The sequence below is a fragment of the Arthrobacter sp. UYCu723 genome (genome assembly GCF_054059215.1).
On the sequence record NZ_JBSSBW010000001.1, the window covers coordinates 4,450,548 to 4,473,495 of the forward strand.

The following is a 22,948-nucleotide window of genomic DNA, read 5'->3' on the forward strand; positions in this document are numbered from 1 at the left end:
GATCCACGCTGCCTGTGGCTGTTTCGCCAGCGGCGTGGATCCGGCATCCATGTCTCAATGAGGAGTACCACGTGAGCCAAGCCCCGAGCAGCGGAAAACACAGCAGCGGAAAACCCAGCAGCGCGAATCCCCGCACCGTACGCGAGGTCGTCTTCGTCGACGGCGTCCGCACCCCGTTCGGCCGCGCCGGCGAGAAGGGCATCTATGCCGGAACCCGCGCCGACGACCTCGTGGTCAAGTGCATCCGCGAACTGATGCGCCGCAACCCGTCCCTGCCCGCCGAACGGATCGACGAGGTCGCCATCGCGGCCACCACGCAGACCGGCGACCAGGGCCTGACCATCGGCCGCACCGCGGCGCTGCTGGCCGGCCTGCCCCTCACGGTGCCCGGCTTCGCGATCGACCGGATGTGCGCCGGCGCCATGACCGCCGTGACCACGACGGCGAGCGGCATCGGCTTCGGCGCGTACGACGTCGTGATCGCGGGAGGCGTCGAACACATGGGCAACCACCCGATGGGCGTCGGCGCGGACCCCAACCCGCGCTTCATGTCCGAACGGATCGTGGACCCTGCCGCCCTGAACATGGGAAACACCGCCGAGAACCTGCACGACCGCTTCCCCGCCGTCACCAGGGACCGCACCGACGCGTACGCCGTCGCGTCCCAGGACAAGCTGGCCGCCGCCTACGCCAACGGCCAGATCCAGCCGGACCTGGTACCCGTGGCCACCATGAAGCCGGGCCGGGGCTGGACCGTCAACACCGTGGACGAGCCCCCGCGCCCGGGCACCTCGGTTGAGGACCTCGCCACTCTCAAGACCCCGTTCCGTGCCCACGGCCGGGTCACCGCGGGCAATGCGGCGGGATTGAACGACGGCGCCACGGCCGCCCTGCTTGCCTCCGCGGAAGCCGCCGAGGAGCTCGGCCTGGCGGTCAAGATGCGCCTGGTCAGCTACGCCTTCGCCGGCGTGGAACCCGAGGTGATGGGCATCGGCCCGGTTCCCGCCACCGAAAAGGCCCTGAAGAACGCCGGACTCGGCATCGGGGACATCGGGCTCTTCGAAATCAACGAGGCCTTCGCCGTCCAGGTGCTCAGCTTCCTGGACCACTTCGGCATCGCCGACGACGACCCCCGGGTCAACCGCTACGGCGGCGCGATCGCCGTCGGACACCCGCTCGCCTCCTCCGGCGTCCGCCTGATGAACCAGCTGGCGCGGCAGTTCGAGGAGGACCCCTCGGTCCGCTTCGGCATGACCACGATGTGTATCGGGCTGGGGATGGGCGCCAGCGTGATCTGGGAAAACCCGCACCACGCCGAATACGGCAGAGCCGTTGACACAGAAGCCGTTGACACAGATGCAATTCAGGCAGACACCACCACCAAGACTGGAGCCGCAGCATGAGTGCCGCAGATTTCCGCAAGCTTGCCGATCTCTTCCCGAACGAGACGGTCACCCACTCCTACGTCCAGGACATCCAGCTGCCCGCCGTGGACGGCACCGGCCCCGGCACCTTCGCGCTGGTCACCCTGGACAACGGGCTGGACCACTCCAAGCCGACCACCCTGGGCCCCAACACCCTGATCGAACTCGGCCTCGTCCTGGAGGGGCTGAAGGAACGCGCCGCCCGCGGCGAGATCATGGGCGTGGGCGTCACCGGCAAGCCGTACTTCCTGGTAGCCGGGGCGGACCTGTCCACGGTCAAGTCCATCAGCGGCCGCGAACACGGGCTCTGGATGGCCCAGCTGGGCCACGAGGTCTACTCCACCCTGGCGAACCTCGGCGTCCCCAGCTTCGCCTTCATCAACGGCCTCGCCCTGGGCGGTGGGCTGGAGATCGCGCTCCAGTCCACCTACCGCACGGTGTCCACCGGCGCCGGCGCACTGGCGTTGCCCGAGGCCTTCATCGGCCTGATCCCCGGCTGGGGCGGCGTCTACCTCCTGCCGCGGCTCATCGGCCCCGAGAACGCCCTTAAGGTGATGATTGAGAACCCGCTGAGCAACAACCGCACCCTCACCGGGCCGCAGGCCTACCAGCTGGGCATGGCCGACGCGATGTTTGAGCCCGCAGACTTCATCGAGCAGTCCGTCGCCTGGGCCGCCAAGGTCATCTCCGGTGCCGTGACGCCGGAGCGGGCCAATGCCGTCGACCCCGCCGCTCCGGAGGTCGCCGCCCGCTGGGCGGACGCCGTCGCCGCCGGCCGCGAGTTCGTGGAAGGCAAGACCTCCAACGCCTCCCCGGCACCGGCGAAGGTCCTGGACGTCATGGAAGCCAACCGCACCCTGACGCAGGCGGAATCCGCGGAGCTCGAATGCGAGACGCTCGCGGATCTCATGCAGACCGACGAGTTCCGCTCCACCGTCTACGCGTTCCTGGACCTCGTGCAGCGGCGCTCCAAGCGTCCAGCCGGCGCCCCGGACCGCAAGCTCGCCCGCCCGGTGACGAAGATCGGCGTCGTGGGCGCCGGGCTGATGGCGAGCCAGCTGGCCCTGCTCTTCGCCCGCCAGTTCAAGGTTCCTGTTGTGCTGACGGACATTGACCAGGCCCGCGTGGACAAGGGCGTGGGTTACGTCCACGCCGAGGTGGACAAGCTCCTGGCAAAGCAACGGATCAGCCCCGACGCCGCCAACCGGACCCGGGCACTCGTGACCGGCTCCGTGTCCAAGGAGGCCTTCGCCGACGCCGACTTCGTCATCGAGGCGGTCTTTGAAGAACTCAACGTGAAGAAGCAGGTCTTCAAGGAGGTGGAGGCGATCGTCTCCCCCGAGTGCATCCTCGCCACCAACACCTCCTCACTGTCCGTCACCGCGATGGCCGAAGACCTCGAGCACCCGGAACGTCTCGTGGGTTTCCACTTCTTTAACCCGGTGGCCGTCATGCCGCTGCTGGAGATCGTCCGGGCGCCCAAGACCGACGACGCCGTGCTGGCCACGGCGTTTGAGCTCGCGAAGGGCCTCAAGAAGTCCGCCGTGCTGGTCAAGGACGCCCCGGCGTTCGTGGTCAACCGCATCCTGCTGCGCCTGATGGGCGAAGTGACGGCGGCCTTCGACGAGGGCACGCCCGCCGGGATGGCGGACAATGCGCTGCGCCCGATGGGCCTGCCGATGACGCCGTTCGTCCTTGGCGCCATGGTTGGCCTGCCGGTGGCGCAGCATGTCCAGGAATCCCTGCACACCGCCTTCGGCGACCGTTTCCCGGTGTCCCAAAACCTGCAGACGCTGATCGACAACGGCGTGAAGTCCATCTGGGCGCCCGAAAAAGGTCCCGACGGCAATCCGTTCATTCCGGCCGAAACCCTGGCGCTGCTGTCCTTCGGCACCAGCCCGTCCACCGGCGAGGACGTGCTGCGCCGGACACAGGACGCGCTGGCAGAGGAAATCGGCCTGATGCTGGACGAGGGCGTCGTGGCCGGCCCCGAAGACATCGACCTGTGCATGATCCTCGGCGCCGGCTGGCCGATGTTCCTTGGCGGTATCACCCCTTACCTGGACCGGGTGGGGGCATCGGAGCGGGTCAACGGCAGGAAGTTCCTGGCCGCCGGCGTGGCGTCCGGGCCCGCTGCCTGATCAGCCCCCGGCGTTGCCCGCCAGCACCCCCGTCCGCACTGTTGATTGCCAGTGCGGACGGGGGTGCCGCCGCGTTTGGTGGCGCCGCAGTTACTGTCCTGGCGCCAGCGCCGGAGTCACTGTCCTGGCGCCGGGCGTCGCCGTCGTGCGTCAGATCTCGCGCAGCCGGCCGCCGTCGAGCCGCAGGATGCGGTGTGCGCCGGCTCGCGCGTAGCTGAGGTCGTGAGTGACCAGCACAACCGCGCCGCCCCGGGCCGTCGTGTCCTCGAGGGCCTGCCGCAGCCGCTCAAGCCCGTACCGGTCCAGCCCCACGGTTGGCTCGTCCAGGGCCAGTACGGCCGGTTCGCGGGCCAGCACCGTGGCCAGGGCAAGCAAGCGCTGTTGTGAGGCCGGCAGCTCCGCCGGGTGGGTCTCCGCGGCATCGGCCAGTCCGACGGCGGCCAGCGCCGCTTCCGCGCGGGTTGCGGCCCGCTCCGCTCCGAACAGCTTGCGGAGCCCGAAGCTCACCTCCCGGCGAACCGTCCGTTCAAAGAGCTGGTCCCGCGGCTGCTGGAACAGCAGCCCGACGGACGCGGCAACCCGGCCGGTCGGGATGCCGGCGATGCTGCTCCCGGAAACCCGGACCTCCCCGGCCTCCGGGCTCAGCAGACCGTTGAAATGGCGCAGCAGGGTTGACTTTCCTGCGCCGTTCGGGCCGGTGATGGCAACGATCTCCCCCGGCCGGACCGTCAGCTCGAGGTCCCGCAGCACAGCCGTCCGCGGCTCGGTTCCCGACGATCCGTGGGGGTCCGCGTAGCCGAAGCCGATGCCGCGCAGCTCCAAAGCCGGGGTGGTGTTGCGGGGCCCGCGGCTGGACATGTCCCTCCGGGGCGCCTTCGGGGAGGGCATGTCCGCTACAACGATGCCTGCCAGGGCCAGCACGGGCGCTTCCTGCAGCGCCACCGGTGCGCCCTGGGCCGTGATGGTGCCGCCGTCGAGGATGATCCAGTGTGCTGCGGTACGGGCCAGCCAGTCAGCGGTCTGGCTCAGCAGCACGACGGCGGTGCCGGCGTCGAGCAGTCCCCTGATGAGCTCCTGGATCTGGGCCTCGCCTGACGGATCGAGGGAGGCCAGCGGCTCGTCGAGCACCAGCACTTCCGGGCCGGCAATCACGGCGCAGCCCAGGGCAAGGCGCCGCAGTTCCCCGCCGGAGAGCGTGGCGGGGTCCCGGTCCAGCAGACCTGCCAGGCCGGTGCGCGCGGCCGTGCTGGCCACCCCGCGGAGCATCTCGTCCCGCGGCGTGCCGTGGTTCTCAAGCCCGAAGGCGAGTTCCTCCGCCACGGTGGAGCGCACCGAGGACAGCATGGCGGCGGCGTCCTGCGGAACGAAGCCCACCCGCCGTGCCCACGCGCAGGAATCGATCCGGGGATCGTCCCCGGCGCCGCGGAACTCCAGGCACGTCGCACCGAGCTGCAGGCTGCCCCGGAGGCTGCCCGCAGGGCCAGGCCGCAGCCAGCCGGCCAGCAGCTTTCCCAGCGTCGTCTTTCCGCTGCCGGAGCCGCCCAGGACCGCTGTCAGCGTACCCGGGGTGGCAACCAGCCCGATCCCGCGGAGCACGGGGGCGGTGTCCCCGTGGAAAGTGAACGATTCGAGGCTCGCGCCCAGGGCCGGCCAGGCGGCGGCAGTCACGACGTCCACCCGGCCGGCCATGAGGCGGCGAACCGCAGGGCGACGGCGGCGGCAGCGAGCAGCAGGGCCGCCGCCCGGACCAGCCGTTGGCCGGGCGGGTCCGCGACCTCGCGGTAGCTGGTCCGCGGACCGGTGCTGCCGAAGCCCCGGGCGTCGAGGGCCTGGGAACGGGTGCCGGCATCCTCGATCAGCCCCAGGACCAGCGGAACCATCTGCAGCCGCACGGCCCCGAGCCGGGACAGCACCCCGCCGCGGAGGACCAGCCCGCGGGCTTCCTGCGCCTGCCGGATGCGGTCGAGCCGGCCTGCGATGGCCGGCAGCAGCGTCAGGGTGGATGCCAGGACGAAGTTAAGCTGCGGCGGCACCCGCCGCGCCGAGAGTGCGGCAACGAGGTCAGGAATACTGACCGTGCAAGAGAACAGCAGCAGGACCAGCACGCAGGCGGCCGTGCGCGTACCCAGCTCCAGGGCGAAGCTCAGCCCTTCCGCCGTCACCCGTGCCGGACCCCAGGCGGCAAGGACGGTGTGCCCTTCGGGAAAGAACAGCCCGTGCAGGACCAGGAGGGACAGCCACAGGGGGGCCAGGATCACGGCTGCCGCCGTCAGCACCCGGGTCCCGACCCCGGCGCGGACGGCCAGCAGCGCCGCCCCGAGGGCGACGGCGACGGACAGCGGCCAGCTTGCTGCCGCCGTCGTGATGACCGCGGTGCAGCCGGCCGCAGTCAGTGCGGTGAGCGGGTGCAGGGTGGAGCGCATTCTTCCGGCGGGCACGGCTCAGGCTTCGGGCGTTCCCGGGGCCTTGCCGGCAAGCACGCGGAAGCGCCGGACGAAGGGGAACTGGAAGGCGGTGCGTCGCGGCAGGGCATAGACGAGCAGCGCGGCGATGACGAAGACGATCGCCTTGTCCATCGGGTCCGAGATCAGCGCCTGCTTGGTGATGGCCGCGAGCAGGGTGTCGCCCATGGCGCGGAAGGCGCTGACGATCGCACCGGTGCCCACGCCGGAGGTGCCGCCGAAGACGAAGGCGGCGATCGGTGCGGAGACGACGCCGGCGAGGATGCCGGTAATGAACCCCGCGACCGGTGCCAGGTAGAAGCGGCGGAACAGTCCGCTGCGCGCGGCCACGCCGGCCAGGAAGCCGATCAGGGCCGCGCCGGCGGCGAAGGGCAGGACAGTGGGGTTGAAGAAGGACCACACGACGCTGCTGAGCGCTCCGGTGGCGGCACCGGCAGCGGGACCGGCCAGGACGGCGATCAGGACCGTGCCGATCGCGTCGAAGTAGAACGGCAGCCCGGTGCTGCCCATGAGCTGGCCGAGGACCACGTTCAAGATCAGCGCCACGGGCATCAGGACCACGGTGGAGGTAGGGAGGACCGGCAGCACGGCGACGATCAGCAGCACGGCGCCGAGCAGGAATCCGCCGAGCGCCACGAGCGCGGAGAAGCTCGCCGGGCCGTTGGCGATGTCCGCCGGCTGGGTGAGGACAAGGAAGATGTACGTGGCCGCGATGGCGGCAGCCCCGGCCAGTTCCAGCAGGCGGCGTCGGCCGGCCGGGTGCCCGGAGTAGGGGTCAGATCCGGGGCCGGAGCCGGGGATGGTCAGGGACTGCGGTGACATGGGGATGGTCCTTCGGCTGGGTAGCTGCAACATCCGCCTATGTCACCTCGGCGCAGCTACCATCCTAGCGAGCAGCGGACCGTGCTGTGAACGGGTGTCGCGGCGGAGTGCCCGCTACCGGCCGCCGAGCCGGCGGGCCAGGGCGCCGACCGAGGAGATCAGCTCGGCAAAACATTGCTCCGGATCGTTGGAGGCCACGATCCGTGCGTTTGGCGGCAGTCCCCAGAGTCCCCGGTAGTCGGCCACCGTGGTGCCGATGAGCAGCGGCGAGGAGGTTTCGACGTCGACCGTTGCCAGCCGCGCCGTGAGCTCGGTGCGGCCGACGGCGGCGCAGGCCGCGAAGGCGTCATGCATGTGCGCCACGTAGCCCTGATCGTAGAGGCGGTGGAACTCCATGTAGAACCGGATCGCGTCGGACAGGCAGGCGACGAGCGGGCTGCTGGAGGTGCTGCGGAGCCCCTCAGGCTGGCCCGGCAGGACCAGTTCCGGGCCGTCGGCGCCGGCGGCTTCGGCGAGCCGGCGCAGGTGCTCCGGCCGCATTTCGATCCGCTCCGTGGTTTCCAGCGCGCACACCAGCGGGAGCTTGTCCTCGGGCAGGCCGCGGTAGGCCGCGAAGACTTCCCGGGCGGCGTGCGGGTCCACCGAGACGTTCCACTCGGCCGTCGGGGTGGTGTTGCCCTGGTAGTAGAAGCTCCCGCCCATGATGACGAGTCCCTTGAGCAGCCGCGGCAGTTCCGGTTCCCGGCGCAGGGCCAGGGCGAAGTTGGTCAACGGCCCGGTGATGAGCCCGGTCAGCTCCCCCGGGTGTGCCCGGGCTTCCTGTACCCAGACGTCGACGGCGTGCCGGGCCGAGATCTGCTGGGCGGCCGGCGGCAGTTCGGCGTAGCCGATCCCCTGCGGCCCGTGCGTTTCCTCGGTGGTCACCAGCGGGATCTCCAGGGGCACCTCGGCACCGATGGCGACCTCCACGCCGGGGCGGCCGCACAGCTCCAGCAGGGCCAGGTTATTCAGCGCCACCTGGCGGGCGCCCACATTGCCGGCGGTGCAGGTGACGGCCTGGACGTGCACCTCCGGGCGGGACAGCAGGTACACGAGGGCCAGCGCGTCGTCGATTCCGGTGTCGACGTCCATCAGCACGGAATGCGTCAGCACGGATTCACCAGTAAGGGTTTCACCAGTAAGAACAGTCCCACCCAGAGCAATCCCACTTAGAACAGGGCGACCTTCGGCGTCCGCGGGAAGAGGTCGTCGAGTTCTGCCAGTTCCGCGGCACTCGGGATCCAGGCCACGGCCGCGGCGTTCTGCCGGACCTGCTCGGGCCGGGTGGCGCCGGCGATGATGCTGCTGACGGACGGCTGGGCCGCAAGCCAGGAGAACGCGACCTGGATCTCGTTGAAGCCCCGCTCAAGGGCGAAGGCGCTGAAGCTGTCCAGCTGCTCCCAGTCGGCGTCGTGGACGAGGTTGGTCCGGGTGTGGCTCAGCCGCGAGCCGGCCGGCGCCTTGCCCGGGGCGTACTTGCCGGTCAGCAGGCCGTTGGCCAGCGGGAAGTACGGCAGCACCCCCAGTCCGTAGGCAACCGCTGCGGGGGTGACCTCAAGTTCGGCGCGGCGGTCCAGCAGGTTGTAGTGGTTCTGGCTGGAGATGAAGCGTGCTCCCCCGCGGGCCCGCGCCACGAATTCGGCCTCGGCGATCTGCCAGCCGGCCCGGTTCGAGTGGCCGACGTAGCGGACCTTGCCGCTCGTCACCAGCTCGTCCAGGGCTGCGAGCGTCTCGTCGATGGGTGTCAGCGGGTCCGGCGTGTGGAACTGGTATAGGTCGATCCAGTCCGTGTCCAGCCGGCGCAGGGAGGCCTCGGCGGCCTTGATGATGTAGCGGCGGGATCCGCGGGCGCCGAAGTCGTTGCCGTTCGTTCCGCGCATGTCCATGCCGAACTTGGTGCCGATGACGGCGTCGTCGCGGCGGCCGGCGAGGGCCTTGCCCAGCATCGTCTCGCTGAGGCCGGGTTCCCGGCCGTAGCTGTCGGCGACGTCGAAGAAGGTGATGCCGGCGTCCAGCGCGGCATGCACGACGGCGTCGGTCCCCTCCTGCGACTCGGTGGCCGTATTGGACCGGCCAAGGTTGTTACAGCCAAGCCCTACGACGGAGACGGTCAGTCCGGAATTTCCCACTCGGCGGTATTCAGTCATGGGATTCAGCCTATAACGGCCCGGCGCCGCCCCGCCTCAGCCGGCCGAGAGTTCCAGTCCGTGGTCGTCCAGGGCGTCCTGCAGCTGGGCCATGGTGCGCGGGCAGACCCCTGCCATGCCGGCGAGTTGGCGTTCGCCCAGCTGCACCAGTTGCTCCAGGGTTTCCACCCCGGCGTGCGCAAGGGATCTGCGGGCCGGTGCCGCAATCCCGCGTGGAAGCGGGGTGCGGCCCGGTTCAAAGGATTTCGATTCAAAGGATTTGGGCGTCATTGCGGTTACCTTCCAGTTGGTTGCCCCCAAACTGATGTGACCCTTACGGTGTGAACTGACGAGCGGTGCGAACCAGTGGAGTGGACTACGGGTGTGGACTACAGGTGTGGACTAGTGGAGTGGACTACAGGCTGAAACCGTTGGCGGGCTTCGGTGAGTGCTTGAGCTTGAAGGACGTCTCACCGAACGGCGCGGCGCCGATGCTCAGCTTGGTGAAGTCGAGATCCTCGCCGCGGATGCACACCTTAATGGCGTTGACGGCCTTGTTGACGTCCGGGGTGAGACAGAAGATGTTGAGTTTGGCGTCGGAAAATTCGGAGCGGTCCACGATCCCCAGCCCGCGCCAGGCCAGATGGCTGATGAGCGCGTCCTTGGCTTTTTCTTCCAGGTAACGGTCGCGGTCGGTGCCGTCCTTGGTCTTCAGTGCGTACTGGGCCACCACCCAGAACTGCTCCTCCTCGGGGATTTCGGCGTAGCCGTCCTCGGCGCACTGCACCGCGAAGGCGTCCATGAGCCCCTCGGCAGCGGCGGCGTCGGCGAAGTCGGTCTCATCGGTTTTGCTTTGGTGCCCGACGACGCCGTGATTCATCACAAACTGGCTGTAGTCCTCGTCAAACCAGGCTTCCCTGAACTCAAGGACCCCTTCTTCGTTGCGTTTGTAGACCCGGATAATTCCGCTCATGTGCCAGTTCCTTCCTGGACCGTGCCGCAACGGCACCACTGGGGCGCCGTCGGACGGTGTTGCTGTTCGGACGGTTGCTGTTCAGACATGCTGGTTAAAGCAGCGGCAGGCTGCCGGTGCTGGGGTGTTCCTGCCCGGGCAGGGGGCGGGCGAACGGCACCTTGGTCCCAAGGACCTGGGCGACGACGTCGTGCGTGACCCTCTGGGCGGTCAATCCAACCCGCTCCAGCACCTGGCTGCGGGTTCCGTGGTCCAGGAATTCCACCGGAAGCCCCACCTCGTTCAGTGCGGTGTCCACCCCGGCGGCCCGCATCTCCTGCCGGATCCGGGAGCCAACGCCGCCGGCGCGCACCCCGTCCTCGATGCAGATGACCAGGCGGTGGTGCGAGGCGAGGGCGATGATGGACTTGCGGACGGGCAGCAGCCAGCGGGGGTCCACCACGGTGGAGCTGATGCCCTGGGCGCCGAGCCGGTTGGAGACGTCCAGGGCGAGTTCGGACATCGCCCCGACGCTGACAATCAGCACGTCGTTTTCGGTCGAACCGGCGGGGCGGCGTGCCAGTACGTCCACGCCGTCGCTGAGCCGCTCGATGGCTTCCACCTCGGCCCCGACGCTGCCCTTGGAATAGCGGATCACGCTGGGCGCGTTCTCGATCGCGACGGCCTCGCGGAGTTCCTCGCGCAGCCGGCTGGCGTCGCGCGGGGCAGCAAGGTGCAGTCCCGGGACGATCTGGACCATGGCCATGTCCCACATGCCGTGATGGCTGGCGCCGTCGGGCCCCGTGACCCCGGCGCGGTCCAGGACCATTGTCACACCGGCTTTGTGCAAGGCCACATCCATGAGCAGCTGGTCGAAGGCGCGGTTGAGGAAAGTCGCGTAAAGGCTGACCACCGGGTGCAGTCCCCCAAAAGCCATGCCGGCGGCGGAGGTGAGCGCGTGCTGTTCGGCGATGCCGACGTCGAACACCCGCTCGGGGTGACGTGCGGCGAACTTGTGCAGCCCGACCGGGATCAGCATGGCGCCGGTGATGCCGACGATGTCCTTGCGTTCGTCCGCGATGTCCGCGATCTCGTCCGCGAAGACGGAAGTCCAGGATTTCGCGCCGCCGGCCTCGGTGGGCTCGCCCGTCTCCGGGTCGATGATGCCGACGGCGTGGAACTGGTCCGCCTCGTGCGCCCGGGCCGGCGCGTAGCCGTGGCCCTTCTCCGTCATGGCGTGGACAATCACGGGTCCGGCGTAGTTCTTCGCGGTGGAGAGGGCATGTTCCATGGCCTGGAGGTTGTGGCCGTCCACCGGGCCGATGTACTTCATCCCGAGGTCCTCGAACATGCCCTGAGGCGCCCACCAGTCCTTGATGCCCTTCTTCATGGCATGGAGGCTGCGGTAGGTGAACTGGCCCGCGGGTCCGCCGCTCTGCAGCTTCCGACGCCACCAGTCCAGGGTGCCTTCGTAGGCGGGCGCGGCGCGGAAGGAATCGATGGTGGGGCGCAGCGAGGCAAGATAGTCCGCGAAGCCGCCGACCGTCGGGGCGTAGGAGCGGCCGTTGTCGTTGACGACGATCACGACGCGGCGCTTCTTGTCCGCGGCAATGTTGTTGATGGCCTCCCAGGCCATGCCCCCGGTCAGGGCACCGTCGCCCACGACGGCGATGACGTAGCGGTCGCCGTCGCCAGTCAGCGCCCGGGCCCGGGAGATCCCGTCAGCCCAGGACAGGGAGGAGGAGGCGTGCGAGCTTTCGACGATGTCGTGCTCGGACTCGGCGCGGTCCGGGTAGCCGGACAGTCCGCCCTGCTGGCGGAGGGTGCTGAAGTCCTGCCGGCCTGTCAGGAGTTTGTGGACGTAGGACTGGTGGCCGGTGTCGAAGACGATGCTGTCGCGGGGCGAGTCGAAGATCCGGTGCACCGCGATGGTCAGCTCAACGACGCCGAGGTTCGGGCCGAGGTGGCCTCCGGTCTGGGAGACGTTGCCGATCAGGAAGTCCCTGACCTCCGCTGCCAGCTTATCCAGCTGCGCCTCGGACAACTTGCTCAGGTCCTGCGGATTCCGGATGGTCTCCAAGATTCCCAACGGCCCCTCCTTCGAGTGGTAGACATACCTTTTAACTCTAACGCCTCCGGAGGTGCCCGGGTGCCGGAACGTGAAGGCCCCGGCCGGTCATTGACCGGCCGGGGCCTTCACTGGTGCTGTTCCTCCCGCAGGGAGAGGGATTCTCCCCTAGTTGGCGGAGATCTGGCGCAGCACGTACTGCAGGATGCCGCCGTTGCGGTAGTAGTCCGCCTCGCCCGGAGTATCGATGCGCAGGACGGCATCGAAGGACTTGACTGAGCCGTCTTCGGCCGTTGCCGTGACCTTGAGCGTCTTCGGCGTGGTGCCTTCGTTGAGGGCGGTGACGCCCTCGACGGCGAAGGCTTCCGTACCGGTCAGGCCCAGGGTGGCAGCGGATTCGCCAGCCGGGTACTGCAGGGGCAGGACACCCATGCCGATCAGGTTGGAGCGGTGGATCCGCTCGTAGCTTTCGGCCACCACAGCCTTTACGCCCAGCAGAGCCGTGCCCTTGGCTGCCCAGTCACGTGACGAGCCGGAGCCGTACTCCTTACCCGCCAGGACCACCAGCGGGGTGCCGGCTGCCTGGTAGTTCTGCGCGGCGTCGTAGACGTAGGCCTGCGCCCCGTCTGCCTGCGTGAAGTCCCGGGTGAAGCCACCCTCGACGCCCGCGCCATCGTTGAAGTCAGCGAGCAGCTGGTTCTTGATCCGGATATTGGCGAAGGTGCCGCGGATCATGACCTCGTGGTTGCCACGGCGTGAGCCGTAGGAGTTGAAGTCCTTGCGCTCCACGCCGTTGGCCAGCAGGTACTGGCCGGCCGGGGTGTCCGACTTGAAGGAGCCGGCCGGGGAGATGTGGTCGGTGGTCACCGAATCGCCGAGCTTCAGCAGCACACGGGCGCCGGTGATGTCGGTGACAGCATCCGGCTCAGCCTTCATGCCGTCGAAGTACGGGGGCTTCCGCACGTAGGTGGACTTCGGGTCCCAGGCGAAGGTGTCGCCGGCCGGGGTGTCGAGCGCCTTCCAGCGTGCGTCGCCGTCGAAGACGCCCTCGTAGCCGCGGGCGAACATGTCCTTGTCGATGGAGGAATCGATGACCTGCTGGACCTCGACCGGGTTCGGCCAGATGTCCTTCAGGAAAACGTCGTTTCCGGCCTCGTCCTTGCCGAGTGAATCGGTGTCAAAGTCGAAGTCCATGGAACCGGCCAAGGCGTAGGCGATGACCAGCGGCGGGGAGGCCAGATAGTTCATCTTCACGTCCGGGTTGATCCGGCCTTCGAAGTTGCGGTTACCGGACAGCACCGCAGTGACCGAAAGGTCGTTGGCCTGGATGGCCTCGGAGATTTCGGCGTCGAGCGGACCGGAGTTGCCGATGCAGGTAGCGCAGCCGTAGCCGACGATGTAGAAGCCAAGCTTCTCCAGGTACGGCGTCAGGCCCGACTTGTTGTAGTAGTCGGTGACGACCTTGGAACCGGGGGCCACGGACGTCTTGACCCAGGGCTTGGACATCAGGCCCTTGTCGACGGCGTTGCGGGCCAGCAGTGCGGCGGCCAGCATCACCGAAGGGTTGGACGTGTTGGTGCAGGACGTGATCGAGGCGATGGAGACCGCTCCGTGGTCCAGCTCGAACTCGCGGCCGTCTTCGGTCTTGATGTGCACCGGGTTGCTCGGACGCCCGTGGGCGCCGTTCGCCGCGGACTCCACGCGGGCGATTTCCGTGGGGTGGGAATCGGCGTGGGTGAACGAGGGCGGGTCCGAGGCGGGGAAGGACTCGTCCAGGGACTCGTCCACGCTGCCGTCTTCGAGCGACACGTAGTTGTGGATGTCCTTGCGGAACTGTTCCTTGGCATCCGTGAGCTCGATGCGGTCCTGGGGACGCTTCGGGCCGGAGATGGAGGGAACAACCGTGGACAGGTCCAGCTCGAGGTACTCGGAGAACTTGATCTCGCGGGAGGGATCGTGCCAGAGGCCCTGTTCCTTCGCGTAGGACTCAACGAGGGCCACGTTCTCGTCGGACCGGCCGGTGAGGCGCAGGTACTCGAGCGTGACGTCGTCGATCGGGAACATGGCGGCGGTGGAACCGAACTCCGGGCTCATGTTGCCGATCGTGGCGCGGTTGGCCAGCGGCACAGCCGCGACGCCTTCGCCGTAGAACTCGACGAACTTGCCGACCACACCGTGCTTGCGCAGCTGTTCGGTGATGGTCAGGACGACGTCGGTGGCGGTGGCGCCGGCCGGAATGGATCCGGTCAGCTTGAAGCCCACGACGCGCGGGATCAGCATGGAGACGGGCTGGCCGAGCATGGCGGCCTCGGCCTCGATGCCGCCCACGCCCCAGCCCAGCACGCCCAGGCCGTTGACCATGGTGGTGTGTGAGTCGGTGCCGACGCAGGTGTCCGGGTAGGCCCGGACGACTGTGCCTGTCTCGGTGTCCACCTCGCGGGTCATGACGGTGCGGGCCAGGTACTCGATGTTGACCTGGTGCACGATGCCGGTTCCCGGCGGGACGACCTTGAAGTCGTCAAACGCGGTCTGGCCCCACCGCAGGAACTGGTACCGCTCGCCGTTGCGCTGGTACTCGATCTCCATGTTGCGCTCCAGCGCGCCGGAGTTGCCGAAGGCATCGATCTGCACGGAGTGGTCGATCACCATTTCCGCCGGTGCCAGCGGGTTGACCCGCTTGGGGTCTCCACCGAGTTCCTTGACGGCCTCGCGCATGGTGGCAAGGTCCACAACGCAGGGCACGCCAGTGAAGTCCTGCATGATCACGCGCGCCGGCGTGAACTGGATTTCAGTGTCGGGCTCCGCGCTGGGGTCCCAGCCGGCCAGTGCTCGGACGTGGTCGGCCGTGATGTTGGCGCCGTCCTCGGTCCTCAACAGGTTTTCAAGCAATACCTTGAGGCTGAACGGAAGGTTTTCTGCACCTTCAACGGAGTTCAACCGGAAAATTTCGTATTCGGTACCGGCTACATTAAGTTTGCCTTTTGAACCGAAGCTGTCCACAATGCTCATCGCAGGACTCCTCTCGCAACAGTTTCATCTTTGTCGCGCCGCAGACCCCATGCTAGTTAGGTCAACCTAACTGGTACTGAGACTCGTCAGGACAAGTCGTCAGGACAAGGATCAGCATGTATTGCATGAGGTCAGCCGTGATTACGGAGCGCGACGTCGGACTACTCCGCCCATCCTAGTGGGATCAGCGCCGGGGAGTCAGCAGCGCCACAGTCTCCATGTGGTGGGTGTGCGGATACAGGTCGAAGGCCCGCAGCCCGGAGAGTTCCCAGCCGCCCTGCTGGAAGTAGCCAAGGTCGCGTGCGAACGACGCCGGATCGCACGAGACGTAGGCGACGGCGCGGGGGCCCGTGCCGATCAGCTGGTTCACGACGGCTTTGCCGGCGCCGGCCCGGGGCGGGTCCAGCAGGATGGCGTCGAAATTGCGCTGGCTCTGGCGCAGCACCCGTTCCACCCGGCCCTGGACAATTTCGACCTGGGAGGCGCCGTGCAGGTTCTTGCGGGCGTCCCGGCTGGTGCCGGGTGATCCTTCCACGGACAGCACCGATCCGGTCACGCCCACGGCGTCGGCGAGGGGCGCCGTGAAGAGTCCGGCCCCGGCATAGAGGTCCGCGACCACCGCCCCCGCGTCCAGGAAACCGCCGTCGCGCAGGAAGCCGGTCATGGCCCCGACGAGGGTGTCCGGGCCGGCGCGGTGGATCTGCCAGAACCCGTCGCCCGTGACACGGTAGTCATGGCCGGCCGCGGTCTCCTGGACGTAGGTCCGCCCGCGCAGCTGCAGGGCCTCGCCCTTGGCCGGGTCAAAGCTGGCCACCGAGACGTCCTCGGGAAGCTGCGCAAGGATGGCGCTGAGGCGCTTGGCCCGGGTACCCGGGGCCGGGACCAGGAGTACGAGCGGGCGGGAACCGTTGGCCGGGGCCGCGACCTCCACACGTTCGATGCCCTGCAGATCGATCTCCCAGAGCCGGAGGGCGTTGATGCCGTCCACCGCCAGCGGCATCTCCCGGACCGGCAGGACAGTGTCGGAGCGGTGTGCGTGCATGCCGAGTTTCCCGCCGGGTGTTACGGCGAAGCCGGCCCGGGTCCGCCAGGCCAGGCCGTCGGCCGTTCCTGCCGCCGCGGGGCCGTCCACGGCCTCGACTTCGGTCACGCGCTCGACGCCGGCCAGGCGCTTGAGCTGTTCGGCCAGCACCTCGGCCTTGAGGCTGCGCTGGCGTGCCAGTGAAATGTGGCCCAGCTCCGCCCCGCCGAGGGGCGGGTGGCGGTGGGACCAGGAGCGGCGGGAGTCGGCAAAGTCCCAGAAGTGCTCCACCCGGTCCGGGGATGCCGCCAGGACCTCCACCACGTCGCCGCGCCAGAACTTGGCGTCCGGAGCCGACTCGGTCAGGCGGACCCGGACCTTCTCGCCCGGGATCCCGTGCCGGACGAACACCACGCGTCCCTCATGCCGGGCAACGCAGTGACCGCCATGGGCCACCGGCCCGACGTCGACCACGAGGTCGGTGTGGGATTGCGTGGCTGTTTCGGGGCTCATTGGATATCCTGCAGTTTCTTGGCTTCTTCGGACGATTTCAGCTGCCAGGGCACGCTGGCAACCATGACTCCCGGCTCGAAGTGGAGCCGGGTCTTGATGCGCAGCGCGGTCTGGTTGTGGACCAGCTGCTCCCACCATTTGCCGACGACGTACTCCGGGATGTACACGACGATCAGGTCCCGGGGGGAGTCGCGCCGCATGTTCTTGACGTACTCCATGATGGGCGTCACCGTTTCGCGGAACGGGCTGGCCAGCACCGTCAACGGTACCGGGATTTCCAGTTTCTCCCAGTCGGCGACGGTCTGCTCGGTCTCCTCCGGGCTGATGTCCACGGTGATGGCGTCGAGCCGGGAGGGGCGCGAGGCCCGGGCGTAGGCCAGCGCACGCAGCACAGGCTTGCGGACGTGCGAGACGAGCAGGACGGCGTGCACGCGGGTGGGCAGGGCGCGCGGCGAGGAGTCCTCATCCACGGCGAGTTCCTTGGCCACGTTGTCGTAGTGCGCCCGGATGCTCCACATGATGAGGAACAGCACAAACATCGCCAGCAGCGCGATCCAGGCGCCCTGTTCGAACTTCGTGATCAGCACAATCACCAGGACCAGGGCGGTCATGCCGAAGCCGATCGTGTTGATGGTCCGGGACTTGACCATCCGCAGCTTCGCCGCCGGGTCCTTGGCAAGCTTCAGTTCCCGGCCCCAGTGCCGGATCATGCCGAGCTGGCTCATGGTGAAGGAGATGAAGACGCCCACGATGTAGAGCTGGATGAGTTTTGTGACGTCCGCGTTGAAGGCGATGATCAGCACCAGGGCGCCGGCGGCCAGCGCCAGCACACCGTTGCTGAAGGCCAGGCGGTCCCCGCGGGTGCGCAGCTGGCGGGGCAGATAGCCGTCCTGGGCCAGGATCGAGCCGAGGACCGGGAACCCGTTGAAGGCCGTGTTGGAGGCGAACACCAGGATCACGCCGGTCGCGGCGACCACGAGGTAGAACGGGATCGATCCGGCGCCGAAGATGGTCTGCGCGATCTGGCTGATCGCGGGGCTCTGGATATAGTCCTCCGCCACCGGCTTGCCGTCCAGCAGGAATTCCTTTGCCGGGTCCAGCACGATGTGCACCTTGGTGGCGTTGGCGAGGTAGATGATGCCGGCCAGCATGGAGGCGGCAATCACGCCAAGCAGCAGCAGCGTGGTAGCCGCGTTCTTGCTCTTGGGCTTCTGGAAGTTCGGCACGCCGTTGCTGATCGCCTCGACGCCGGTCAGGGCGGCGGCGCCGGAGGAGAACGCGCGCAGCAGCAGGAAGGCGCCCGCCAGCCCGACGAGTCCTTCGTCGAAGCCCTGCTCCGGCACGATGGTGAAGGCCGCCGAGGGCGCCTCGCCCAGCTGCCCGGTGGCGGCCTGGAAGATGCCGACGGCCGTCATGCCGAGGATGGAGGCCATGAAGATGTAGGTGGGGACGGCGAAGACGCTGCCGGCTTCGCGGATGCCGCGCAGGTTGACGAGGGCCAGGATCACGACGCCGATGGTGGCGATGGCGGCCTGCTGGCCGTGCAGCGAGGGGACGGCGGTGGTCAGGTACGCGGCGGCGGAGGACATCGACACGGCCACTGTCAGCACGTAGTCAACGAGCAGCGCTGCGGCGACAGTGAGGCCGGCGTACTTGCCCAGGTTTACGTTGGCGATCTCGTAGTCGCCGCCGCCGGACGGGTAGGCGTGGACGTTCTGGCGGTAGGAGGCGACGACCGTCAGCAGCACCACCATGACGGCCAGCCCCACCCAGGGTGAAAACGCCACGGCGCTGACCCCGGCCAGGGCCAGCGTCAGGAGGATTTCGTCCGGCGCGTATGCCACGGAGGACAACGCATCGGAGGCGAAAATGGGCAGCGCGATCCGCTTCGGGAGCAGGGTGTGGGCCAGACTCTCGTTCCGGAAGGGCTTGCCTACCAGCACCCGCTTCACGGCATTGAAAATTGTCAGCACCAGACAAAGCTAGTCGCATTCGCACGCGATGTCATGACGGCTTCGTCCGCTGAGTCGTGGCGGCAAGCCTCCCCCGCCCGGCGGCGGGGCGCGGCACTGGCTGCGGCACTGGCTGCGGGGCGCCGCATGGCCGGTAGAGTTTTACGCAGCAGCAGACCGCGAAGCATTAGGAGGCACGTGTGGCGCACTTCGTCATCATGGGTTGTGGCCGGGTGGGGGCAACCCTGGCGCACACTCTCGAGGACGCCGGTCATTCGGTGGCCATCATCGACCAGGACGACCGTGCCTTCCGGCGGCTCCGCCCCGGTTTCACCGGGCGCAAAGTCACGGGCGTCGGCTTTGACCGGGAAACGATGAAGCAGGCCGGCGTCGAGGAGGCCTACGCCTTCGCCGCCGTCTCCAGCGGCGACAATTCCAACATCCTGGCCACCCGGGTGGCCCGGGAGACCTTCCACGTCCCGCACGTCGTGGCCAGGATTTACGATCCGGGCCGCGCGGAGATCTACCAGCGGCTCGGCATCCCCACGGTCGCGGCCGTTCGCTGGAGCGCCGACCAGGTGCTCCGCCGGATCCTGCCGGAGCAGCACATCGCCGGCGATTTCCGCGACCCCTCCGGCCGGCTCGTGCTCGCCGAGGTGGACCTGGAAGCCGGCTGGATCGGGCACCCCGTGAGCGCGATCGAGAAGGCTGCGGGCATCCGGGTGGCCTACCTGACCCGTTTCGGCGAGGGAATGCTGCCCGGGGCCGGCACCTCTTACCAGGACGGCGACACGGTCCACGCGATGCTGGATGTGGACCGCAGCACCGAAGTCGCCCATATTCTTGCCAAGTCCCCCGCCAAGGAGTCCTAAGTGAAAGTTGTCATCGTCGGGGCGGGAAGTGTCGGTTCGTCGATCGCCCGCGAGCTGCTGGCCCACAAACATGAAATCCTGCTGATCGATCTCAAGCCCGAGGTGATCGGACGCAGCGGCCTGCGGGGCGCCCACTGGCTTGTCGGCGACGCCTGCGAACTGAGCACGCTCAAGGACGCGAAACTGGAGGACGCCGACGTCGTGGTGTCCGCCACCGGTGACGACAAGGTCAACCTCGTGGTCTCGCTGCTGGCAAAGACGGAGTTCGGCGTGGGCAGGACGGTGGGGCGGGTCAACAATCCCAAGAACGACTGGATGTTCGACGATTCCTGGGGTGTCGACGTCGCAGTCAACACGCCGCAGCTGATGACGGCCCTTGTCGAGGAGGCGGTGGAGATCGGCGACCTTGTCCGGCTCCTCACCCTCCACACGGGGGTGTCATCGCTGGTCGAGTTCACCGTCCCGCACGACTCGCACGTCATCGGACTGACCGTCGGCGACATCGAGTGGCCTGAGGACGCCACCCTCGTGGCGATCCTGCGGGACCAGGCGCCGATCACCCCGAGCCGTGACGACGTGATTGACGGCGGAGATGAACTGTTCTTCGTGACCACGATCGCCGCCGAGGACCAGCTGCGTGCCCTGCTCTCGCCGGAATCAACGCTCGAGGAACAGCACCCGGTCACCTCTGAACGGCACGGCGCCGGGAACCAGCCGACAGAGAACGAGGGCTTCGACGGCTAGTCCACGGTTGCGCTATCAGCAAGCATCGTTCTGAAGGCTGGGAACGACGTTTGCTGATAGCTCATCGGGCGGGCCGGGTCAGGAGCCAGGCCACCCAGACGCCGAGGACGTAGAGCGGCGCCCCCATCAGGAGCCGGGTCGTGGCCAAGCCTGCAAGGCCCTGCTCCCCCATGAAGTACAGCGGAACCTGGACCAGCAGCCGCAGCACGAGCACGGAGACGATCACCCAGGTACCGATCTGGTACGCCTTCACCCGGGCAGGGTGCTTGCGCCACTCCAGGCCCTCGTTCCGGATGAACCCGAAAAGCAGCCCGGCGAAGGGCCAGCGGAAGGCAATCGAGAGGGACATCGCCAGGATGTACGCGATGTTGGTGAAGAAACCGAGGACGTAGAAGTCTTCCGCCTTGCCGGTGGAGTTGGCTATCCACGCAGAGAGGCCGACGCCGACGATCCCCGCCAGGGCCTGCGTCAGCGGCTTCCGCTGCACCAGCCGGGCGACGGTGAAGGCTGCGGCGGCGGCCAGCGAGGAGATGAGTGCCGGCGGCAGTTCCCGGGTGATGGTGAAGGCGATGAGGAAGACCAGTCCGGGCAGGATGCTTTCGGCAATGCCCTGGATGCCGCCGGCGCTCTTGAGCACGTCGATGTTGCCGTTCCCGGAACGGTGCAGGCCGGCCTTGCTCGCGTATCCCTCGGCAAGCTGTGCCATGGTGGGCTGGTCAGCAGTGTTCTGTTCAGCAGTGCCCTGTTCAGCAGTGCCCTGGTCAGCAGGGGGCTGGTCAGCAGTGTTCTGTTCAGCAGGGGGCTCGGACTTCTCGGGCAAGGTCATTGCTCCTCCTGGCGGGAGAGTATCTCGTAGCGGGGATTGAACATGGTGGGCATGCCGTCACGCATGGTGACCATGCCTTCGAGCCGCAGCTCCGTGCCGGCGGCGACCCCGGAGATCCGCCGCCGCCCCAGCCAGATGACCCGCAAACGGGCCGGGGCGCCTTTGCGGGTGGACTTGGACTTCGCCGGCGGAGCGTCGTGATCGGCAACGATGGCGGTGAAGGCCGCCACCTGGCTTGCCGGCGCGTAGGTTACCGCCTCGATAAAGCCGTGGCACAGCACGCGGCCGCGGTTCGGCAGTCCCCTGATGGAGAGCGAGGCGGCGGTTCCCTTGCGGGCGGCATCAGCCAATCTGGGTGATCTCCGGTCCACGCTCAGGCTGTTCGAGGTCCGGAGCAGCCTTGGGTGACGGGGCGGCGGAGTCCTTGGGGAGGCGCAGCTGCAGCAGGTCGCGCGGCGGCATGGGGTTCTCGCCCCGGACGACGACGATCCGACGGAACAGCCCTTCAAGTCCGGCGGCGGCGTCGCGGTCCACTGCAGCCTCTCCGCCCAGGACGCCCCTGAGGAACCAGCGCGGACCGTCGACGCCGATGAAGCGTGCCACGCGGTAACCCTGGCTTTCGTCCGAGCCGCTGGCGGGAAGCTTGGCGACGAGTTCGGTGCCGAAGTTGCCCTGGATCTCCTCGACCTGGCCACCCTGGCTTCCGACGGACTGTCCGATCTGTTCGCGGATTTCGTCCCAGAGACCTTCGGACCGGGGCGCGGCAAACGCCTGCAGCTGAAGGCTTGAGCCGTCCAGGTCCATGGTGACAGCGACGACGCGCTGGGTGGCCTCCTCGACCTCGAGCCGGAGCTGAAGGCCTTCCTGGGGGGCGATCAGGAGCGCACCGAGGTCCACATACCCGTCGTGGTTCTCGATTTCCGAGACGTCGAAGGGACCGGTGGCGCCGCGGGCTGCACCGTCCGCGGAATCCGCGGCGGAGCCTTCAGCTGCGCTCTCCAGGGTGTCCCCGGTCTCGCTCAGCTGTTCCTGTTTGGCTTTCCTGCCACGCCCAAAAACCATCGGGTTGTCTCCTTCGTTGTGATGTGCCGCCGCGACGCTTTGCGTCCGCGTGGCGTCTGCCCGTTCCCTCGGCACCGCCGGTTTAGGGTACCTGCTCAAAATCCTGAATTCGTGCCGCAGAACCGTATGCCACGGATCTTTGCCACTATCCAATGCCCGCTGCCCAAGGCCCGTTGCCGAAGGTCCACTGCCCAAGGCCCCCTGTGCAATGCCCGCTGCGCAGTGCTGCGGGTCGCTCTTCTCTGGTTCAGGCCGTGGCGGCGCCGAAGCCACCAGTGGATCCGAAGCCACCGCCGCCGCGAACCGAGTCGCCCAGTTCCTCGACGGCGAGGAACCGTGCGTACTCGACGCGCTGGATAACCATTTGTGCAATTCTATCGCCGCGCTTGAGTTCGATCGCCTCATGCCGGTCAGTATTCAGCAGTGTCACGGCAATTTCGCCCCGGTAGCCCGCATCAACGGTTCCGGGCGCGTTCACGACCGTCAGCCCGTGCTTGGTGGCCAGGCCGGACCGCGGGTGGATCAGGGCCACGACGCCGTCCGGGAGGGCGATGGACACGCCGGTCGGCACCAGTCTGCGCTCCCCCGGCTTCAGCACGACGTCCTCGCGGGCGCGCAGGTCCGCGCCGGCGTCCCCCGGGTGCGCGTACGACGGCGGTTCCAGCCCGGCGTCGAGCATCTTCAACTGCACGGTCAGGGTGGGGTTTCCGTACTCCCCGGCGCCGGTTTCCGCTGGCTCGTCCGGGCGGGTGGTCACGGCGGTTTTTTCTTCAGTCACAATCCCTCACTCTAACGCCCGGCGGTGGTTTCGGCCTATCCGCAGCGGCCTTCGGCCGGCACAGCAACGGGCAGTGGGTGTGCCGGACCGGACCAAGCCCGGCGGGCAAGATGAAATAGCCCGGGAAAAGTGGAAGG

The 22,948-nt window shown here is 68.0% G+C and carries 19 protein-coding genes; 4 read left to right on the forward strand and 15 right to left on the reverse strand.

Annotation, left to right across the window (positions count from 1 at the left end; genetic code table 11):
• The first annotated feature begins 71 nt into the window (after positions 1-71).
• Positions 72-1,403 carry a thiolase family protein gene (locus tag ACVWZ8_RS20805; RefSeq protein ID WP_456505693.1) on the forward strand — a complete coding sequence of 444 codons (1,332 nt, stop codon included), beginning with the start codon at positions 72-74 and terminating at the stop codon, positions 1,401-1,403.
• Positions 1,400-3,565 carry a 3-hydroxyacyl-CoA dehydrogenase NAD-binding domain-containing protein gene (locus tag ACVWZ8_RS20810; RefSeq protein WP_456505694.1) on the forward strand — a complete coding sequence of 722 codons (2,166 nt, stop codon included), beginning with the start codon at positions 1,400-1,402 and terminating at the stop codon, positions 3,563-3,565. The genes ACVWZ8_RS20805 and ACVWZ8_RS20810 overlap by 4 nt, the downstream gene beginning before the upstream one ends.
• A 150-nt stretch (positions 3,566-3,715) precedes the next feature.
• On the opposite strand, the gene ACVWZ8_RS20815 is transcribed toward ACVWZ8_RS20810, so the two are convergent.
• The 11 genes from ACVWZ8_RS20815 to ACVWZ8_RS20865 all read right to left on the reverse strand — a co-directional run bounded on the left by ACVWZ8_RS20815 (position 3,716) and on the right by ACVWZ8_RS20865 (position 18,550).
• On the reverse strand, positions 3,716-5,233 hold the full coding sequence (locus tag ACVWZ8_RS20815; protein WP_456505695.1) for an ABC transporter ATP-binding protein: 1,518 nt from the start codon (positions 5,231-5,233) through the stop codon (positions 3,716-3,718).
• Entirely contained in the window at positions 5,230-5,988 is a 759-nt protein-coding gene (locus ACVWZ8_RS20820; RefSeq protein ID WP_456505990.1) for an energy-coupling factor transporter transmembrane component T, read from the reverse strand. Before ACVWZ8_RS20820 ends, ACVWZ8_RS20815 begins: the two co-directional genes overlap by 4 nt.
• Positions 5,989-6,006: 18 nt before the next feature.
• Entirely contained in the window at positions 6,007-6,849 is an 843-nt protein-coding gene (locus tag ACVWZ8_RS20825) for an ECF transporter S component (protein ID WP_426977161.1), read from the reverse strand.
• Positions 6,850-6,963: 114 nt separating this feature from the next.
• Positions 6,964-7,980 (reverse strand): nucleoside hydrolase, encoded by a 1,017-nt coding sequence (locus ACVWZ8_RS20830; protein ID WP_456505991.1) that lies wholly within the window; start codon positions 7,978-7,980, stop codon positions 6,964-6,966.
• Between the two features lie 77 nt (positions 7,981-8,057).
• On the reverse strand, positions 8,058-9,035 hold the full coding sequence (locus tag ACVWZ8_RS20835) for an aldo/keto reductase (protein ID WP_426977160.1): 978 nt from the start codon (positions 9,033-9,035) through the stop codon (positions 8,058-8,060).
• A gap of 36 nt (positions 9,036-9,071) precedes the next feature.
• Entirely contained in the window at positions 9,072-9,305 is a 234-nt protein-coding gene (locus ACVWZ8_RS20840; RefSeq protein WP_426977158.1) for a helix-hairpin-helix domain-containing protein, read from the reverse strand.
• 124 nt (positions 9,306-9,429) lie between these two features.
• Complete coding sequence (locus ACVWZ8_RS20845; RefSeq protein WP_456505696.1) at positions 9,430-9,987, reverse strand: hypothetical protein; 558 nt, start codon at positions 9,985-9,987, stop codon at positions 9,430-9,432.
• 94 nt (positions 9,988-10,081) lie between these two features.
• The gene (gene dxs, locus ACVWZ8_RS20850) at positions 10,082-12,055 is read right to left on the reverse strand and encodes a 1-deoxy-D-xylulose-5-phosphate synthase (RefSeq protein WP_426977155.1); all 1,974 of its coding nucleotides are present in this window, start codon (positions 12,053-12,055) and stop codon (positions 10,082-10,084) included.
• A gap of 147 nt (positions 12,056-12,202) precedes the next feature.
• Positions 12,203-15,043: an aconitate hydratase AcnA gene (gene acnA, locus ACVWZ8_RS20855; RefSeq protein WP_456505697.1), complete on the reverse strand. Its 2,841-nt coding sequence runs from the start codon at positions 15,041-15,043 to the stop codon at positions 12,203-12,205.
• A gap of 184 nt (positions 15,044-15,227) precedes the next feature.
• Entirely contained in the window at positions 15,228-16,577 is a 1,350-nt protein-coding gene (locus tag ACVWZ8_RS20860; protein WP_456505698.1) for a class I SAM-dependent RNA methyltransferase, read from the reverse strand.
• On the reverse strand, positions 16,574-18,550 hold the full coding sequence (locus ACVWZ8_RS20865; protein ID WP_456505699.1) for an APC family permease: 1,977 nt from the start codon (positions 18,548-18,550) through the stop codon (positions 16,574-16,576). The genes ACVWZ8_RS20860 and ACVWZ8_RS20865 overlap by 4 nt, the downstream gene beginning before the upstream one ends.
• 179 nt (positions 18,551-18,729) lie before the next feature.
• Between ACVWZ8_RS20865 and ACVWZ8_RS20870 the strand changes: the two genes are divergently transcribed.
• Complete coding sequence (locus ACVWZ8_RS20870) at positions 18,730-19,401, forward strand: potassium channel family protein (protein ID WP_426977150.1); 672 nt, start codon at positions 18,730-18,732, stop codon at positions 19,399-19,401.
• Positions 19,402-20,145 (forward strand): potassium channel family protein, encoded by a 744-nt coding sequence (locus ACVWZ8_RS20875; protein ID WP_426977148.1) that lies wholly within the window; start codon positions 19,402-19,404, stop codon positions 20,143-20,145. It begins immediately after the preceding gene.
• A gap of 61 nt (positions 20,146-20,206) precedes the next feature.
• Here the strand turns inward: ACVWZ8_RS20875 and ACVWZ8_RS20880 are convergent, their stop codons facing one another.
• The 4 genes from ACVWZ8_RS20880 to dut form a co-directional block, all read right to left on the reverse strand.
• On the reverse strand, positions 20,207-20,971 hold the full coding sequence (locus ACVWZ8_RS20880) for a DUF3159 domain-containing protein (protein ID WP_456505700.1): 765 nt from the start codon (positions 20,969-20,971) through the stop codon (positions 20,207-20,209).
• Complete coding sequence (locus ACVWZ8_RS20885) at positions 20,968-21,321, reverse strand: hypothetical protein (RefSeq protein WP_456505701.1); 354 nt, start codon at positions 21,319-21,321, stop codon at positions 20,968-20,970. The genes ACVWZ8_RS20880 and ACVWZ8_RS20885 overlap by 4 nt, the downstream gene beginning before the upstream one ends.
• On the reverse strand, positions 21,314-22,033 hold the full coding sequence (locus ACVWZ8_RS20890; RefSeq protein WP_426977143.1) for a DUF3710 domain-containing protein: 720 nt from the start codon (positions 22,031-22,033) through the stop codon (positions 21,314-21,316). Before ACVWZ8_RS20890 ends, ACVWZ8_RS20885 begins: the two co-directional genes overlap by 8 nt.
• A gap of 247 nt (positions 22,034-22,280) precedes the next feature.
• A complete protein-coding gene (dut, locus tag ACVWZ8_RS20895) occupies positions 22,281-22,811 on the reverse strand; it encodes a dUTP diphosphatase (RefSeq protein ID WP_456505702.1) in 531 nt (176 codons plus the stop codon).
• Between the last annotated feature and the right edge of the window lie 137 nt (positions 22,812-22,948).